This is a genomic window from Massilia sp. Root335, assembly GCF_001425685.1.
Lineage (GTDB): Bacteria > Pseudomonadota > Gammaproteobacteria > Burkholderiales > Burkholderiaceae_D > Telluria > Telluria luteola.
This window is the reverse complement of record NZ_LMCY01000033.1, coordinates 33575-50248: the sequence shown is the minus strand read 5'-3', so window position 1 is coordinate 50248 and position 16674 is coordinate 33575. Positions and strand designations below refer to the sequence as shown.

At 66.1% G+C, this 16674-nt stretch carries 15 protein-coding genes; 5 read left to right on the top strand and 10 right to left on the bottom strand.

Annotated features, from left to right (window positions below):
- Positions 1-367 precede the first annotated feature (367 nt).
- Positions 368-1198, top strand: a complete 831-nt coding sequence (locus ASC93_RS18215) for an alpha/beta fold hydrolase (protein WP_056445991.1) — start codon at positions 368-370, stop codon at positions 1196-1198.
- Here ASC93_RS18215 and ASC93_RS18210 read toward each other — a convergent pair.
- The 5 genes from ASC93_RS18210 to ASC93_RS18190 form a co-directional block, all read right to left on the bottom strand.
- On the bottom strand, positions 1188-3476 hold the full coding sequence (locus ASC93_RS18210) for an FdhF/YdeP family oxidoreductase (protein WP_056445380.1): 2289 nt from the start codon (positions 3474-3476) through the stop codon (positions 1188-1190). The two genes, ASC93_RS18215 and ASC93_RS18210, sit on opposite strands and share 11 nt — an antisense overlap.
- A 44-nt stretch (positions 3477-3520) precedes the next feature.
- Complete coding sequence (locus tag ASC93_RS18205; protein WP_056445377.1) at positions 3521-4144, bottom strand: response regulator transcription factor; 624 nt, start codon at positions 4142-4144, stop codon at positions 3521-3523.
- Between the two features lie 67 nt (positions 4145-4211).
- Positions 4212-4601 (bottom strand): response regulator, encoded by a 390-nt coding sequence (locus ASC93_RS18200; protein ID WP_056445374.1) that lies wholly within the window; start codon positions 4599-4601, stop codon positions 4212-4214.
- The gene (locus ASC93_RS18195) at positions 4591-4872 is read right to left on the bottom strand and encodes a XapX domain-containing protein (protein ID WP_056445371.1); all 282 of its coding nucleotides are present in this window, start codon (positions 4870-4872) and stop codon (positions 4591-4593) included. Before ASC93_RS18195 ends, ASC93_RS18200 begins: the two co-directional genes overlap by 11 nt.
- Positions 4873-4961: 89 nt before the next feature.
- Positions 4962-5648, bottom strand: coding sequence for a hydrolase (locus ASC93_RS18190; protein WP_056445370.1), 687 nt, complete (start codon positions 5646-5648; stop codon positions 4962-4964).
- Between the two features lie 147 nt (positions 5649-5795).
- Here ASC93_RS18190 and ASC93_RS18185 point away from each other — a divergent pair, with 147 nt between their 5' ends.
- Positions 5796-8846, top strand: a complete 3051-nt coding sequence (locus tag ASC93_RS18185; protein ID WP_056445366.1) for a sensor histidine kinase — start codon at positions 5796-5798, stop codon at positions 8844-8846.
- 87 nt (positions 8847-8933) lie between these two features.
- A complete protein-coding gene (locus ASC93_RS18180) occupies positions 8934-9806 on the top strand; it encodes an AraC family transcriptional regulator (RefSeq protein WP_056445362.1) in 873 nt (290 codons plus the stop codon).
- 297 nt (positions 9807-10103) lie between these two features.
- Here the strand turns inward: ASC93_RS18180 and ASC93_RS18175 are convergent, their stop codons facing one another.
- The 3 genes from ASC93_RS18175 to ASC93_RS18170 form a co-directional block, all read right to left on the bottom strand.
- Positions 10104-10409, bottom strand: coding sequence for a hypothetical protein (locus tag ASC93_RS18175; protein WP_056445361.1), 306 nt, complete (start codon positions 10407-10409; stop codon positions 10104-10106).
- 186 nt (positions 10410-10595) lie between these two features.
- Positions 10596-11243, bottom strand: a complete 648-nt coding sequence (locus ASC93_RS30905) for a hypothetical protein (protein ID WP_157201994.1) — start codon at positions 11241-11243, stop codon at positions 10596-10598.
- Positions 11240-12271, bottom strand: coding sequence for a type VI secretion system Vgr family protein (locus tag ASC93_RS18170; protein WP_056445359.1), 1032 nt, complete (start codon positions 12269-12271; stop codon positions 11240-11242). The genes ASC93_RS30905 and ASC93_RS18170 overlap by 4 nt, the downstream gene beginning before the upstream one ends.
- Before the next feature lie 459 nt (positions 12272-12730).
- On the opposite strand from ASC93_RS18170, the gene ppk1 reads away from it, so the two are divergent.
- Positions 12731-14890: a polyphosphate kinase 1 gene (ppk1, locus tag ASC93_RS18165; protein WP_056445356.1), complete on the top strand. Its 2160-nt coding sequence runs from the start codon at positions 12731-12733 to the stop codon at positions 14888-14890.
- Positions 14856-15329, top strand: coding sequence for a histidine phosphatase family protein (locus ASC93_RS18160; RefSeq protein WP_056445353.1), 474 nt, complete (start codon positions 14856-14858; stop codon positions 15327-15329). The genes ppk1 and ASC93_RS18160 overlap by 35 nt, the downstream gene beginning before the upstream one ends.
- A 14-nt stretch (positions 15330-15343) precedes the next feature.
- On the opposite strand, the gene ASC93_RS18155 is transcribed toward ASC93_RS18160, so the two are convergent.
- Together ASC93_RS18155 and ASC93_RS18150 are read right to left on the bottom strand one after the other, a co-directional pair.
- On the bottom strand, positions 15344-16102 hold the full coding sequence (locus tag ASC93_RS18155; RefSeq protein WP_056445344.1) for a class I SAM-dependent methyltransferase: 759 nt from the start codon (positions 16100-16102) through the stop codon (positions 15344-15346).
- Complete coding sequence (locus ASC93_RS18150) at positions 16092-16583, bottom strand: MarR family winged helix-turn-helix transcriptional regulator (protein ID WP_056445988.1); 492 nt, start codon at positions 16581-16583, stop codon at positions 16092-16094. The genes ASC93_RS18155 and ASC93_RS18150 overlap by 11 nt, the downstream gene beginning before the upstream one ends.
- Positions 16584-16674 lie beyond the last annotated feature (91 nt).

Sequence of the window (16674 nt, the reverse complement as noted above, 5' to 3'; positions counted from 1 at the left end):
ATCCCCGGTAGGGTGGGCACCCCGTGCCCACGCGTGACATGCGCATGCGGACGTTCTTGATCCCGTAGGGTGGGCACCCCGTGCCCACGCGTGACGCGCGCGTGCAGACGTGCGCGTCCAGGCAGCGTTACGCGTGGGCGGAGCCCGCCCACCCTACCTTCCGGCGAGTGGTTTTTGGCACGCGCATCAGGCATCGTAACGGTCGAACATCGGTTCACCACAACATCCAACAAGAAGGAACAACACCATGAACGACATCAACGGCAAACGCCGCAACATGCTGGGCGGCGCGGCCGCGCTGCCGCTCGCCGTGCTGGCCACCGGGCCGGCGCACGCCGCGACCGAACCGAAAGACGGCGCCGCGCGCATGACGACGGACACCGTCCGCACCAAGGACGGCGTCGACATCTTCTACAAGGACTGGGGCAGCGGCACGCCGATCGTGTTCTCGCACGGCTGGCCCCTGAGTTCGGACGACTGGGACTCGCAGATGATGTATTTCGTGCAGCGCGGTTTTCGCGTGATCGCGCACGACCGCCGCGGCCACGGCCGCTCCACCCAGGTGGGCTTCGGGCACGACATGGACCACTATGCCGACGACCTGGCGGCCGTCGTCCGGCACCTCGACCTCAAGGGCGCGATCCACGTCGGCCACTCGACGGGCGGCGGCGAAGTCGTGCGCTACCTGGCCCGCCACGGCCAGGCGCGCGCGGCGAAGGCCGTGCTGATCGCGGCCGTGCCGCCGCTGATGGTGAAGTCGGCCACGAACCCGGGCGGCCTGGCAAAGGACGTGTTCGACGGCATCCAGCAGCAGGTCGCCACGAACCGCGCGCAGTTCTACCGCGACCTGCCGGCCGGTCCGTTCTACGGCTTCAACCGGCCCGGCGTCAAGCCGCAGGAAGGCATCATCCAGAACTGGTGGCGCCAGGGCATGATGGGCGGCGCCAAGGCCCATTACGACGGCGTCGTCGCGTTCTCGCAGACCGACTTCACGGAAGACCTCAGGAAGATCACCCTGCCCGTCCTCGTGCAGCACGGCGACGACGACCAGATCGTGCCCTACGCCGACGCCGGCGTGCTGTCCGCCAAGCTGCTCCCGCACGGCACGCTGAAAACGTACAAAGACTTCCCGCACGGGATGCCGACGACGCACGCCGACGTCATCAACGCCGACATCCTCGCCTTCATCAAGGGCTGACACCCTCCCGCGATCCGGCCGCGCGCCGGATCACGATGGGCACCGACTTGTACGACGGCGTGCCGCTCTTCGCATCGCGGTTGGCGAGCGCGATCAGCCCGTTCGCCTCTGGATAATACGCGGCGGCGGCACCGCGCGCGATGTCGTGCGCCACGGCGACGAAGCCGCGCAGCACGCGCGGTTCCCTGCCCTCGTCGTGCGCCGCGACGGCCTCGATGTCGACGATGTCGCCATGTTCCAGCCCCCGCTCGGCCAGGTCGGCCGCGTTGACGAAGACGACGTCGCGCCGCCCCGTCACGCCGCGATAGCGGTCGTTCTTGCCGTAGATCGTCGTGTTGTACTGGTCGTGGCTGCGGACGGTCGCCAGCACGAGGACGCCCTGCGCACCGGGCCGTGCGAGCGGCCGCTGGTCGCGCGCGGCGACGATGAAGTTCGCGCGGCCCGACGCCGTGCGCCACTCGCGCCGGCTCGCCGGCACGTCGAGGCGGAAGCCGCGCGGCTTGCTCACGCGCTCGTTGTAGTCCTTAAAATCGGGGAACACGGCCTCGATCGCGGCGCGGATGCGGCCGTAGTCGGCCACGAATCCCTCCCAGTCGACCTTCGAATCGGGCAGCGTGGCGCGGGCGATGCCGGCGACGATGGCTGGTTCCGATTTCAGCCCGGGCGACGCGGGCGGCAGACTGCCGCGCGATGCGTGCACCATCGACATCGAATCCTCGACCGTGACCGATTGCGGCCCGCCGGCCTGCACGTCCAGCTCCGTGCGGCCCAGGCAGGGCAGCAGGTACGTGTGCTTGCCGACGAGGAGGTGCGAGCGATTCAGCTTGGTGGCGATGTGCACGGACAGGTCCAGCTTGCGCATCGCGTCGAAGCACGCCTGCGGATCGGGCATCGCCACGGGCAGGTTGCCGCCCAGGCAGACGAGCGCGCGCGAGCGCCCGTCGCGCATCGCTTCCATCGCTTCCACGGCCGCATGGCCCTTGGCGCGCGGCGGCGCGAAGCCGAACACGCGCTGCAGGCTGTCGAGGAATGCGGCGCTCGGGATTTCCGTGATGCCGACCGTGCGGTCGCCCTGCACGTTCGAGTGGCCGCGCAGCGGACAGATGCCGGCCCCTTCGCGCCCGATATTCCCGCGCAGCAGCAGCAGGTTCGCGAGCTGCTGCACGTTCGACGTGCCGTGGCGGTGCTGCGTGATGCCCATGCCGTAGCAGATGATGACGCGTTCGGCCCGCGCATACACGTCCGCCGCCGCCTCGATGTCGGCGCGCGACAGGCCCGCCACGCCCTCGATCTCGTCCCAGGACAGCGCGGCCAGGTCGGCCGCGAGGGCATCGAAGCCGGCCGTGTGGTCGCGGATGAAGTCGCGGTCGACGGCATCGCGCGCGAGCAGCGCCTTCATCATGCCCTGCACCACGGCCGCGTCGCCGCCGACCTTGACCTGGTAGTACGACGTCGCGATGGCGACAGCCTTCCCGACCGTCATCTCGACGGGACTCTGGGGCGACTTGAAGCGTTCCAGGCTCCGTTCCTTGAGGGGGTTGAACACGACGATGGGCACGTCGCGCAGGCGCGCCTCGCGCAACGTCGCCAGCATGCGCGGGTGGTTCGTGCCGGGGTTGTGGCCGAACGAGAAGATGGCGTCGCAGTGGTCGAAGTCTTCCAGCGTGACGGTGCCCTTGCCGACGCCGATCGATTCCGGCAGGCCGACGCTGGTCGCCTCGTGGCACATGTTCGAACAGTCTGGGAAGTTGTTCGTGCCGAACTCGCGCACGAACAGCTGGTACAGGAATGCCGCTTCGTTGGACGTGCGCCCGGACGCGTAGAACTCGGCCATGTCCGGATCGGGCAGGCGGCGCAGGTGCGCGCCGATCTCGGCGAACGCCTGGTCCCACGCGATGGGCAGGTAGCGGTCCGACGCCGCGTCGTACTTCATCGGGTGCGTGAGTCGTCCTTCCCATTCGAGGGCGAAGTCCTCCCGGCCGAACAATTCGGTCACCGTGTGCTGTGCGAAGAACGCGGGCGTGACGCGCTTGTGCGTCGCTTCCCACGACACGGCCTTGGCGCCGTTCTCGCAGAATTCGAACGACGAGCCCTGGCGCGGATCGGGCCAGGCGCAGCCTGGGCAATCGAAGCCCTCGGGCTGGTTCACCTGCAGCAGGATCGTCGTGTCCTTCGCGGTCATCTCGCCGCGGATCGCCTTCGCCACGGCCTGCAGCGCGCCCCAGCCGCCGGCCGGCCCCCCGTATTCGCCGACGCCCGGCACGTCCTTCTTTCCCATGCAATCCTCCGAACGTAAAACGTGGAAGCGCATTGTACGGGGTCTCAGCGGCTGCGCGAACTCTCGATGCCGAGCTTCTCGGCCATGCGCACCAGCTCGGCCAGGGTGCGCGTCTCCATCTTCTGCATCAGGTTGCGCTTGTGGACCTTGGCCATGATCTCGCTGATGCCCATCGCGTCGGCGATCTGCTTGTTGAGCAGGCCGCCGATGGCGAGCCCGAACACTTCGCGCTCGCGCGGCGTGAGCCGGGCATGGCGCCGGGCCAGCTCGTCGGCCTCGCGCCGCTGCGCGATACGGCCCGCGTCGCTGTCCAGCGCTTGTCCGACGGCGGCCAGCAGCGCGTCCGGATCGACGGGCTTGGTGAGGAATTCGTCGGCGCCGGCCTTCATGGCGGCGACGGAGAGCGGAATCGTGCCGTGGCCGGTCAGGAAGATCACCGGCAGCGCCAGGTGGCGTTCGGTCATGTGCTGCAGCACGCTCATGCCGTCCAGCCGCGGCATCTGCATGTCGAGGATCAGGCAGGATGGTGCCGATGGCGCGGGCTGCGCGAGGAAGTCGGCCGCGTCGGCGAACGCGCGCACGGCATAGCCTTCCGCTTCGAGCAGGTGTGCGAGACCCAGGCGCACGCCCGCGTCGTCGTCCACCACCATCACCATCCGCTCGCTCATGCCTGCCTCCGTGTCGTACGCAGACGCCAGCATAGCGGAAATCGCCGGCCCGTGTGGAACGCGGGCGTCAACGGATCGGGTCCGGCGGCGCCGGAATCGCATCGATCAGCGCCAGCAGGCAGTCGGCGTCGACGGGCTTGTGCAGCAGCGCCAGCGCGCCCGCGCCGGCCGCGCGCGCCGCGAGCGCGGGGTCGATGTCGCCGGTGATGAAGATGACGGGCAGGCGCGGCGCCAGCGCGCACAGGCAGTCGCGCAGCGCGAAGCCGTCCGGCTCGCCGATGTGGATGTCGAGGACGGCGCAACGGGCGTGCACGGCATCGAAGCCGTCCAGCACCGCGGCCGCGCCGGCAAAGCCGCGCGCCGCATAGCCGGCCGCATGCAGCAGCGCGACCATGCCGGCGCGGACGGTGGCGTCGTCGTCCACCACGAGCACGGTCTGGCCGGAGTCAAGCGGCACGGTCGTTCCCGGCCGTGCCCTCCGCCTGCGCCTGCGGGGCCGGCGGCTGGATGCCGCTGATCCGCGTCACGCACTCGGCGCGGAACCAGGACACGGTCACGGGCTCGCCGGACATCAGGCGCTTGGCGATGGGTACGGCCTGCTCGCCGACGAGCATGCCGAACAGGCCGATCAGGGCGATGGCCGGCGGCGCCGGCGAACGCACCTGCAGCAATGCGTAGATGCAGCCGACCAGCAGGCCGGCGCCCAGGGATACCAGGTAGAACTTCATGCTTTCCCCTGTCGATGGAAGGGAGCGGCCCCGCGCGGATCTGGCGGGGCCGCGGATGCGCGCACGGGGGATCGCCCCGGCGCGCGTGATCAGCGTGCCGGTACCGGCGCGAGCGTCTCGTGGCTGGACGTGCCGCGCTGCGGCGCCTTGTGCACCATCGTGTAGGCGTAGTCGATGCCCATGCCGTACGCGCCCGAGTGCTCCTTGGCGATGCCGACGACGGCGTCGTAGGTGTCCTTGTGCGCCCAGTCGCGCTGCCACTCGAGCAGCACCTGCTGCCACGTCACCGGCACGACGCCGGCCTGGATCATGCGCTGCATGGCGTAGTCGTGGGCTTCCTTCGACGTGCCGCCCGACGCGTCGGCCACCATGTAGATCTCGTAGCCGCCTTCCAGCATCGCGCACAGGGCGAAGGTGGTGTTGCAGACTTCCGTCCACAGGCCGGCGACGACGACCTTCTTGCGGCCGTTGGCGGCCAGCGCGTCGCGCACTTTCTGGTCGTCCCACGAGTTCATCGACGTGCGCTCGAGGATGGGCTGGTTCGGGAAGACGTCCAGCAGTTCCGGGTAGGTATAGCCCGAGAAGCCTTGTGTCTCGACGGTGGTGATGGTCGCCGGGATGTTGAACGCGGCGGCGGCCTTGGCCAGCCCCACGGTGTTGTTCTTCAGGACCTGGCGGTCGATCGACTGCACGCCGAAGGCCATCTGCGGCTGGTGGTCGATGAAGATGATCTGGCTGTTCTGCGGCGTCAGCACTTCGAGTTTTGGATTGCTCATGGGATGATCCTCTGCGGGGAATGGTGGGTGGACGGTGATGCACCGGCAAGCCATGGTAGTCCCGTGCCCCTCGTGTCGCCAGTATCCGTTCGTATAGGCGCGGGGCAGCGCCTGCAGCGCGGGGCGTCCTGCTTTACAATCCAACCAATGTTCCGCTTCCCGTTCCTTTTTTCGTTCCGCCCTGCGTCCCGTTGTGCGCTCGCCCTCGCCGGCGTCCTCGGCTGCGGCGGCGCGCAGGCCCTCGATCCGGCGCTGTCCATCGCCCAGCTGCACCACGACGCCTGGACGAGCAAGGACGGCATGCCGGGCGACGTGTGGGAAATGACGCAGGACACGGGCGGCTTCATCTGGTTCGCCACGCCGTCCGGGCTGTACCGCTTCGACGGCGTGCGCTTCGAGCGCATCCACGCGCTGGGCGGCACGCCCCTGCTGTCGAACGCGGTGGCGACGGTGCGCGCGTTCCCCGACGGTGCGCTGTGGATCGGCTACCGCTTCGCGGGCATTTCCGTGTACCGCGCCGGCCGCTTGCGCCATTACACCGCGGCGGACGGCATCGATCCGGAGGGCGTCGGTTCCATCGTGGCGGACGAGCGCGGGCGCACGTGGGCGTCGACGACCAAGGGATTGTTCGTGCTGGACGGCGCGCGCTGGCACAGGATCGGTGCGGACCAGGGCCTGCCCGGCATGCCGGAAGGACTGCGGCGCGATCCGGCCGGACGCCTGTGGGTGCACACGGAGACCGCGCTGTACTATCGCGATCCCGGCACCGACCGCTTCGTGCAGGCCGGCCTCAGCGGCCAGCGCTTCGACGTCATGGCAGCGCCCGACGGCCGTCTGTGGCTGTGGTATATGGACCATGTCGAGCGCCTGCCGGCGCGGCTGGCCACGCCGCCGCGGCCGCGCGACTGGTGGACGACGTCGTATTCGCTGGACGCCATCTTCGACCGCGACGGCAACCTGTGGTCCGCCGACTGCGACCAGATATGCCGCCTGGCGCCGCGGACGCTCGCCCACCTCGACGCCTGGCACCACGCCACCGATCCGGCCGACCGACCGCCGCCCGGTGCCACGACCGGCAAACCGATCTCGGTGTTCGAAGACCGTGAAGGCAATATCTGGGTCGGCACGCAGCGCGGCGTCGACCGGTTCCGCCGGAACCGCGTCGTGTCCATGGGGCTCCCGGTCGGCAGCTACAGCGTCTCGTTCGCGCTGGACGACACGGGCCGCCTGTGGACGCGCGCGCAGAACCCGCGCGGGATGGGCCTGTGGACCCAGGGCCCGGACGGCCCGGAGGCACAGCCCGAGACCGACGTCAATTCGCTCGCGACCGCGGCCGACGGCGCCCTGCTGCTCGGCCGCGCCGGCTACATCGAGCGGCGCAAGGACGGCGCCCGCACCCGCATCCCGTTTCCGGACGACGTGCCGCAGGCCGCCATGAATCCCGGCGTGCGCACGATGCTGGACGACGGCACCGGCCTGTGGACCGGCTTCGCCTACAGCCGGCTGTACCGCTGGACCGGCGGCCGCTGGCATCCCGCGCACGAGTACGGCCTGCCCGACACGCCGCCCGTCTGCATGGCGCGCGGCGCGGACGGCACGGCGTGGTTCGGCTACCGCGACAGCACGGTACTGGCCCTGTGCGACGGGAAGGTCAGCCGCTACGGCCTCGCGCAGGGCCTCGACGCCGGCGTCGTTGGCAACGTGGTCGACGCCGGCGGCGTGGTGCTGGCCGGCGGCGACAAAGGGCTGTTCATGCTGGCCGGCGGCCGGTTCCGGCCCGTGCGCCTGGCCGACCCGCAAGCCGCCGCCGGCATCACCGGCATGCTGCTGGATGCAAGCGGCGACCTGTGGCTGAACGGGAACCTGGGCCTCGTGCGCATTCCCGCCGCGCGCTGGCGCGCCTTCCTCGCCGCCCCGGACGGCACGATCGGCGGCTACGACCTGTTCGACGCCCTCGACGGCTATCCCGGCGTCGTCCAGCTGCGCCCCGGCCAATCGAGCCTGCTGGTCACGCCCGACGGCCGCCTGTGGCTGCACGGCAGCGACGGTGCCGCCTGGATCGATCCGGCCCGGCTGCCGCGCAACCGGCTGGCGCCGCCCGTGCACATCGTGAGCCTTGGCGCGAACGGCCGCAGCCTGGGTGCAGGCAAGGCCGTCGAACTCCCGGCCGGCACGCAGGACCTGCAGATCGCCTACACGGCGCCCAGCTTCACGATGCCGGAGCGGGTCCGCTTCCGCTACCGCCTGGAGGGCGTGGACGACGGCTGGCGCGACGCCGGCACGCGCCGCACCGCGTATTACACGCGCCTGGGCCCGGGCCGCTACCGCTTTCTCGTGAGCGCCGCCAACGAGGACGGCGTGTGGAATCCGGCGGGGGCGGCGCTCGACGTCGCGATCGCGCCGACCTTCGTGCAGAGCGCGCCGTTCAAGGCGCTGTGCGGCGTGGCGTTCGTGCTGGCGGCCTGGCTGCTGTACCGCCTGCGCCTGCGCCGCGCCACCCTGCAGCTGCGCCGCCTGCTGCAGGAGCGCGCGGGCGAGCGCGAACGGATCGCGCGCACCCTGCACGACACGCTGATGCAATCGGTGCAGGCGCTGCTGATGCTGTTCGAGCACGCGCGCGGCCGCCTGCCGCGGGACTGTCCCGACCTGCCGCTGATCGACCGCACGCTGGACCAGGCGCGGCACGCATTGCGCGAAGGCCGCGACGAACTGACGGCGCTGCGCGGCGCGGCGGCGCCGGCGCAGGACCTGGTCGGCGCGCTCGTCCCGCTGGGCCACATCCTCGGCGAGCAGTTCGGCGTCACCTTTTCCGTGCGCGTGGACGGCCAGCGCCGCACCCTGTGCCGCGACGTCGCCCAGGAAGCCTGTTTCATCGCGCGCGAAGCGCTGCAGAACGCCTTCCGCCATGCGCGCGCCGCGCAGGTGACGCTGGCGGTGACGTTCGGCGAACAGGCGTTCGAGCTCACGGTGCGCGACGACGGCCGCGGCATCGGCGAGGCCGCGCGTCCCGGCCACTGGGGCCTCGCGGGCATGCGCGAGCGCGCGGCGGCCATCGGCGCGCGGCTTGACATCGGTTCCGCGCCAGGTGGCGGCACGCTCGTCGCGCTCGCGGTGCCGGCCGGCCAGGCGTACGAACGCACGGTGCGGCAACCGTGGTGGCGCCGCGGCGCGCGCGGCGTCCCGGCGGGCCAGCCATAGCCCATACATATGTGTCTTTGGCGGCGGCGATCATGTTACGATCGTCGTTGCGCGAAGACGCACGCCTCACTACCAGCGAACGACATCATGATGACTCTCCACGACCTCCGCCACCTCGCCATGCGCCACGCCGGCACGGGCCCGGACTGCGCCGTGCCCGGCCTGCGGGTGCGCGCCGTCACGGCGCCGACCGCCCCGATGAGCGGCATCGAGGAGCCGATGTTCGCCCTGATCCTGCAGGGCCGCAAGCGCTCGACGATAGCCGGCCGCACCTACGAATACGGCCCGGGCGACTGCGTGATCGTGTCGCTGTCGATGCCGTCGACGGGCCAGGTGATCCACGCCAGCGAGGACGAACCGTACCTGGGCGTCGCGCTCACGTTGCGCCCGGCCGAGATCGCGGGCCTGATCGTCGAGGCGGAAGCCGACGCGGCGCCGGACGCCGTGCCGATGGCCGTGCACGCGGCGTCAATCCAGCTGCTGGACGCCGTCGGGCGCCTCGTCACCCTGCTCGACCACCCGGACGACGTGCGCATCCTGCGTCCGCTGCTGGAAAAGGAAATCCTGTGGCGCCTGCTCTCCGGCCCGCACGGCCCGATGCTGCGCGAAGTCGGCCTGGCCGACAGTCGCGCGTCGCGCATCGGCCGCGCGATCCGCTGGCTGCAGCAGCACTACGCGGAACCCGTGTCGACCCAGCAGCTGGAAGCCGTGAGCGGCATGAGCGCGTCGACGCTGTTCCGCCACTTCAAGGAATTCACGTCGCTCAGCCCCCTTCAATACCAGAAGCAGATCCGCCTGCACGAGGCGCGTGCGCGGCTGGCCGCGAGCAGCCGCGACGTGGCGGCCGTGGCGTACCAGGTCGGGTACGAGAGCCCGTCGCAGTTTACGCGCGAGTACAGCCGCATGTTCGGAAGGCCGCCCAGGGATGATCTGAGGCGGGTCAGGGAGCCGGTGGTGTGATCAATTCGGGCAGTAGCGCAGGCGATGCTTCGCCGAAGTCGGCGCCGTACTACGCTTTGCAAAACACTTAGTATTGTTGATATATCTTATCCACCAAGCCATTTAACGGTGCGACTTTCTTCTATCTTAGCAATAGCGTTTAATTTGTGGTGAATGCTCTCGCTACCTAACTCATTGACTAGCCATCTGTACGTCTTTTTTTCATCCTCGGTAGTTTCGGGGATTTTTATCGCGTCCAGAAGATGCATACTTGCGCGGACCGCCGAGTCACGATTAACGCCCGCCAAAACAATTTGCTTAAAAAAAAGAAACTGCAGTTGCGTTCGCAGGAGTCCGACTGATCGCATCGACGACTAGCAACATCACGCGCTCGTCGTAATTAGGATAATCCTCGATCATGTGTTCTTGGCAAATTAAATTCCCTGAATATTTAGTCATTTGCTCTGGCAGCATGTAAGCGTCTCCATATCTGCGACCACGCAACCTGACCTCTTTTTCTTTTGCCACCACTAACGCCTTCTCTGAATCGAAAAAGAATAACCACTCGGTCACCCATGGCAGTTCGGATTCCAGCAATCCAAATACCATTGGGGATGGCTGCATACGTTTTTCGAGGCCGACGCGTTACCACCATCCAGTTCGCGCGCGCCAAAATGAAACAAGTCGCAAACGCATTATTATTTGTAGCAATGAATTTCTTGATGACTCATCGTTAATTCAAACCTTCAAATCTCGTCAGCAGCAGCAAGTCTACAGATTTTAATTCAATCAAAATTCAAACAATTACGGCTACAAATAATCCGGTTTCCAAATCATTTCCAATCGCTTCATTGCTGAAAGCTTTTCCTCACTTCCTCCTGATCTCAACGACATATAAATAGAATTATACACAGGATCATCGATCTCATAATCCATCCCGTGAATAGCCATAAATTTTGTTATCGCCGCAGCGAGTGGAATGCGCTCAACCTCAGTGAAAATCATTTTCTTTAGAGCATCTACCGCGCAGGGCGCAATCTTCCGCAATGGCAAAACTTGTGCGAACTTTGCGCGAATTTTTGGAAATTCACTATCAGAATATTTTGTCATTTCCACAATATTTTTCGTACTTGGATCTGCATTGTTTACGTATCCGAGCAGCGTTAACCGCTGGTACTCAAAAAATTGGCGCTGAGCAGAATATGGCGAATCTTTGATAGGCGAAGCAAGAATTTCCTTAAATAAATCAACAGCCCTGACGTCATTCAAAAGGTAAAGCCCGTTTATACGCTCCTCAGACAATGACTCACCCTGCAAAAGGAAGTTCCAAGCCTCTTCTTTATCAAATTCGTTTAGCCCGACGAAATAGCTTTCGTCCAATCCATTAAGCCGCTCAGCTCCATAGGTTTCAAAGAATCGATAGAACCGCGCAAGTCTCGGATTTGAGTTTAACATCATTTCGGCGCTCTCCCTTTCAGTTGCAGCAAAGATTTAATATAGTTTTCGCTCAAAGGCACGTATTCACCAGAATTATTTATCGCGTACATCGGCAACCCATCTACCGGCAGAGTGCGTCTGCCGGAAACGCCGTGGAACCGTGTCATGCTGGATTCCCATTCCTCCACCCGGATACGCGACTTCTTGTTTCCTTGTTCTTGTCTCGGATACGTGTAGGCACCCGTGTATTCATAGACCTCCAACTGGCTCGGCAAATTGCCGTGCTCCGGAAGGACGCTGGTATTGCTCTGTTTCCGGTAGTTGGGCGCCTTGTAATCGTTGGTTCTGATCGTGAATTGGCTTGGGGTCAGGTTGCGATTCAGGCTCCAGTGCACGATTTTGTCCAACTCATCCTCGGTGCTTCCACGGTGGAAGTAAATCTGCCGTGGCTCAACAGGCCTCAGGTGATGTGTTGCGTCGGTAATGACGAGCGAGTGGCCGTTGCCATCCGTGTGCTGCTCGTGGTAGCTGTACCAGCCTTCCTCTTCCATCAACCGCTGGACAAAATGCCAGTCAGTTTCATACTGCGTACAGTAAGAACGTGACGAAACCGGCCCGGTCAGATCAAAGCGAAATTTTCCGCGCGCCTGGGGATGTACAGAAAATACATCGGCAAGAATGTCGTCTGTCTTCTTGTCTTGCCATATTCGCGCATCTTTGCGGAATTTCAAAAAATGCAACCAAGGCGCGAATGAAAGCTGGCAGAACGTCAGATCGCCATCGCTGGCTAACCGTTTTGCACTGTATACATAACCGTTGATCGGCAAATAGGTCCGGTCCGCTTGTTTTACCCAGAGCGTAATGGTTTGGGCAATAAGCTTTTTGAGGTCGATATCTGAACGTACCGATACGACGTCAAGCGTATAATCGTAGCTCCTGCCCAGCCGATCGTGGCCGACAGCACGCTGAGGCAGAAGAACATTGTCGCCTAACGGCGTATCCAATTTCAGAAGGCGGTCTTGTTGACCGAGCAGCGCTTGATTAGCCATTGGAAGGGTTGCCTTATCTCTATTCAATCGTCAAGAGAAGACCGCAAACAACGGAATAAAACAGAGCCAGCGCACGCCGCCGCAATGCAAACCCGATCGTTTCGTGCCCGTCGGCGGGGCGGCTCCTGAAACGTCGTCGCCTGGCTTGCATGGGAAAGTGGCAGGGAAGCAGCAAACAGCTCGTTATCGTGACAGAACGGTTGTGATTACCATTGAGAAACAACAGGAAACGGCAGCGGCCTCGCGAGAGCGCTGGCTTGCGAACCACCGAGTGGCGATTCGCGGTCGTGGCAATGAACGGCCGGCCTGCGCCGCCCGCCAGTCCGAGCGTGTTTATGACAGGACTTTATCCAAAATGCATTTCGGTAACATTGCGCGCCCCGAAAACCCGTTCTCTGTCACAATCTCGTCATAATCGGCTTCTACACTCTGTTGCCACGAGTGAAATTTTTCCGAAAAATGGATATGAAGTTGAAGACGGACGAGGCCCTTGCCGCGCTTCCGGCCGATAGCCCGCAGCTGTTCCTCAACCGGGAACTGTCCCTGCTCGAGTTCAACCGCCGCGTGCTCGAACAGGCCGAGGATGCGTCCGTCCCCCTGCTCGAACGCCTGCGCTTCCTCACCATCGTCTCGAGCAACCTCGACGAATTCTTCGAGGTGCGCGTCGCGAGCCTGCTGGCGCAGCACCAGGCCCATGGCGGGCCCGATCCCGGGCAGGCCGACCTGGAAGGCGCCAGCGAGGAATGCCGCCAGATCATCGGGCGCCAGTATGCGCTGCTCAACGCCCAGATCCTGCCGCAGCTGTCCGCCAATGGCATCCACCTGCTGCGCCGCTCGGACCGCAACGCGGCGCAGAAGGCCTGGGTCAAGCAGTACTTCGACAAGGAGGTGCGGCCCCTGCTCACGCCGGTCGGCCTCGATCCGGCGCATCCGTTCCCGCGCGTGATCAACAAGAGCCTGAATTTCATCATCGAGCTGGCCGGGAAGGATGCGTTCGGGCGCGGCTCGGGCATCGCGATCATGAAGGCGCCGCGCGTGCTGCCGCGGCTCATCCGCCTGCCGGACGAGCTGTCGGACAAGCCGGGGGCGTCGTACTGCCTGCTGACGTCCGTCATCCAGGCGCATATGGCGGACCTGTTCACGGGACGCGAGATCGTGTCGTACTCGCAGTTCCGCGTCACCCGCAACAGCGACCTGTGGGTGGACGAGGAAGAGGTCAAGAACCTGCGCCAGGCGCTGCAGAGCGAACTCCATAGCCGCAACTACGGCTTCGCCGTGCGGCTGGAAGTGGCACGCGGCTGTCCCAAGCACCTCGCCGACTTCCTGCTCGACCAGTTCTCGATCGACCGCTCGCGCCTGTTCACCGTCGACGGGCCCGTCAACATGGGGCGCCTGCTGGAGATCGTCAACAGCAATGCGCGTCCGGACCTGAAATTCGCGCCCTATCTGCCGGGCTTCCCGGCCAAGCTCGTGAACGCGCACGACACGTTCGCCGTGCTGCGCAAGCAGGACGTGCTGCTGCACCATCCGTACCAGTCGTTCCAGCCCGTGATCGACTTCGTGCGCTGCGCCGCGACCGATCCGAACGTCGTCGCGATCAAGCAGACGATCTACCGCGCGGGTTCGAATTCGGAGCTGATGGATTCCCTGATCAACGCGGCCCTGCGCGGCAAGGAAGTCACCGTCATCGTCGAACTGATGGCGCGCTTCGACGAAGAGGCGAACATCAACTGGGCCGAGCGGCTGGAGGAAGCCGGCGCCCAGGTCGTGTACGGCGTCGTGGGCCTCAAGACGCACGCGAAGATGGCGCTCGTGCTGCGCCGCGAGCCGGACGGCCTGCGCCGCTACGCCCACCTCGGCACCGGCAACTACAACCCGACGACGGCCCGCTTCTACACGGACTTCGGCCTGCTCACGGCGGACGAGGAGATCACGGCCGACGTCAACGAAGTGTTCATCCACCTCACGAGCCTGACGCGGCCGACGCAGCTGGCGGCCATGTGGCTGGCGCCGTTCACGCTGCAGAAGGAGATCGTGAAGGCGATCCGCCAGGAAGCCGCGATCGCGCGCGAAGGCAAGCCGGCGCGCATCATCGCCAAGATGAATTCACTGACCGACGAATCCGTGATCCGCGCGCTGTACGAAGCGTCCGGCGACGGCGTGCGCATCGACCTGATCGTGCGCGGCGCGTGCTCGCTGCGGCCCGGCGTGCCGGGGCTGTCGGACAACATCCGCGTGCGGTCCATCGTCGGCCGCTTCCTCGAGCACACGCGCATCTACTACTTCCGCAACAATCTCAAGAACGATGTCTACCTCGGCAGCGCCGACTGGATGAACCGCAACCTGTTCCGCCGCGTCGAAGTCGCGTTCCCCATCCGCTCGCCCGCGCTGAAAAAACGCGTGTTGCGCGAGGGCCTGCAGGTCTATTTGAAGGACAACGTCAACGCCTGGGAACTGGGCAGCGACGGCCGTTCGCGGCGCCGCAAGGCGCGCGGGAGCCAGTCGGCCTTCGGCGCCCAGCAGTTCCTGATGGACACGCTGGGCGCGCAGAGCAGCGCCCACGCGCACAACAAGGAGAACGACCATGGAACTGATCCTGTGGCGCCACGCCGAGGCTGAGCCGCACGCGGCGGACCGCGCAGGCGACCAGTTGCGCGAGCTGACGGCAAAGGGCGCGCGCCACGCCTCGCGCATGGGCGCGTGGCTCGACCGCCAGCTGCCCTCGCACTGCCGCATCCTCTCCAGCCCGGCCGCGCGCTGCGTGCAGACGGCGCAGGCGCTGGGCCGCAAATTCACGACCGCGGAAGCGCTGAATACGGATTCGACGGCGGAACGCATCCTGGAAGCGGCCGGCTGGCCGGCCAACCGCCATACCGTCGTCGTCGTCGGGCACCAGCCGGTGCTCGGCCACGTGGCGTCGCTGATCTTTTCCGGGACGGCGCAGGACTGGAAGATCCGCAAGGCCAGCGTGTTCTGGATCGCCAGCAAGGGCGACGACGACCCGGCGCCGTTCGTGCGCCTGGCGGTCGGCCCGGACATCGTGGGCAAGCTGCGCTGACGCCCGGCGGCCCGTTACAGCGTCCCGATGCGCATATTGATGGGCCAGCGAACGGTGCGCCTGATGTTCGGGTCGCCCCACGCATCCGCGATGTCGTTGGCGAAGTCGATCAGCAACCCTTCCTTGCCGGCCTCGCGCGCGCTGCGCACGGCGGACCAGGTCAGCAGATAACCGATGAATTCGTTCAGGTGCCAGTCGAGGCGGATGTCGAGCGCCGGCGCGGCGCTCTCCGCGAACGGAAAATCGATGGTCGCGTACCCCGTGTCGACCAGCTTGCGCTCCGGCGGCCAGTACGGGCCGATCTCGTCGCGGTAGAACGTCTGGAAGCGCGCGTCGAAGCGCGCCTCGAGCGTCAGCACGCCGTAGCTGATGAGCGCGACGACCGCGCCCGGCGTGCCGACCCGGCGCACCTCGCGATAGAACGCCGGCAGGTCGAACCAGTGCGCCGCCTGGGCCGCCGTGATCAGACTCGCGCTCGCATCCGCCAGCGGCAGCCGTTCGGCCGGCGCGCAGCGATACTCGATGCGCGCGTCCGGCGTGGCGTTCGCGATCTGGTCGGCGCTCGGGTCGAGGCCGACCACCTTGTCGAAATGCGCCGCCAGCAACCGGGTCAGCTGGCCGTTGCCGCAGCCGACGTCGACGGCGAGCCGGCGCTCGGGCGCCTTCGAGGCGAGGAAGTCCGCGAGCCGCGGCGGATACTCGGGACGGAAGCGGGCGTACGCGCGGCCGCCCTCGTCGAACCAGTTGCGTGACTGCGAATGGTCAGTCGGCATGCACATGCTCCTTTTTCAGTCGGGTCTTGGCGGCCGTGACGCGGGCCGCGAATCCGTCGCGCTCCAGCGCCGCGGCCGCGGCTTCGAGCGCGCGCCGCAACGGATGGCCGATTTCATCCTCGAGGGCGGCGATCGCGGCGAACGTCGCGGTCCAGTGGCGTTCGAGCCGGGCGACCAGCGCGCGCCCGGCCGCGGTGAGGCGGATGCCGCTCTTGCGCGCATCGTCGACGGCGTGGCGCGCGATCAGGCCGTCGTCCTCCAGCAGCGCCACGGTCTGGCTGATCGCACCCTGCGTCAGATGCGTGCGCGCCGTGATGTCGGTGACGGTGCGCGCGCCGGCGTGCAGGGCGCGCAGCACGGGCGTGTAGCGGGCGCGGTAGCCGGGGCTCAGCGCGCGGTAATGCTCCTCGGCCCCGTGTTCCACGAGCTCGCCCACGTAGCGGAGCAGTTCCCCGAGGCCGGGATTCGATCTGGTGTCCATGTCCGCATAATACATTAGCGCTAATGTAAATTCAATGCCTGCGCATGAGGCGGCATATCACCGCGCCGGCATGTCGGTTAGTTGCAGGATT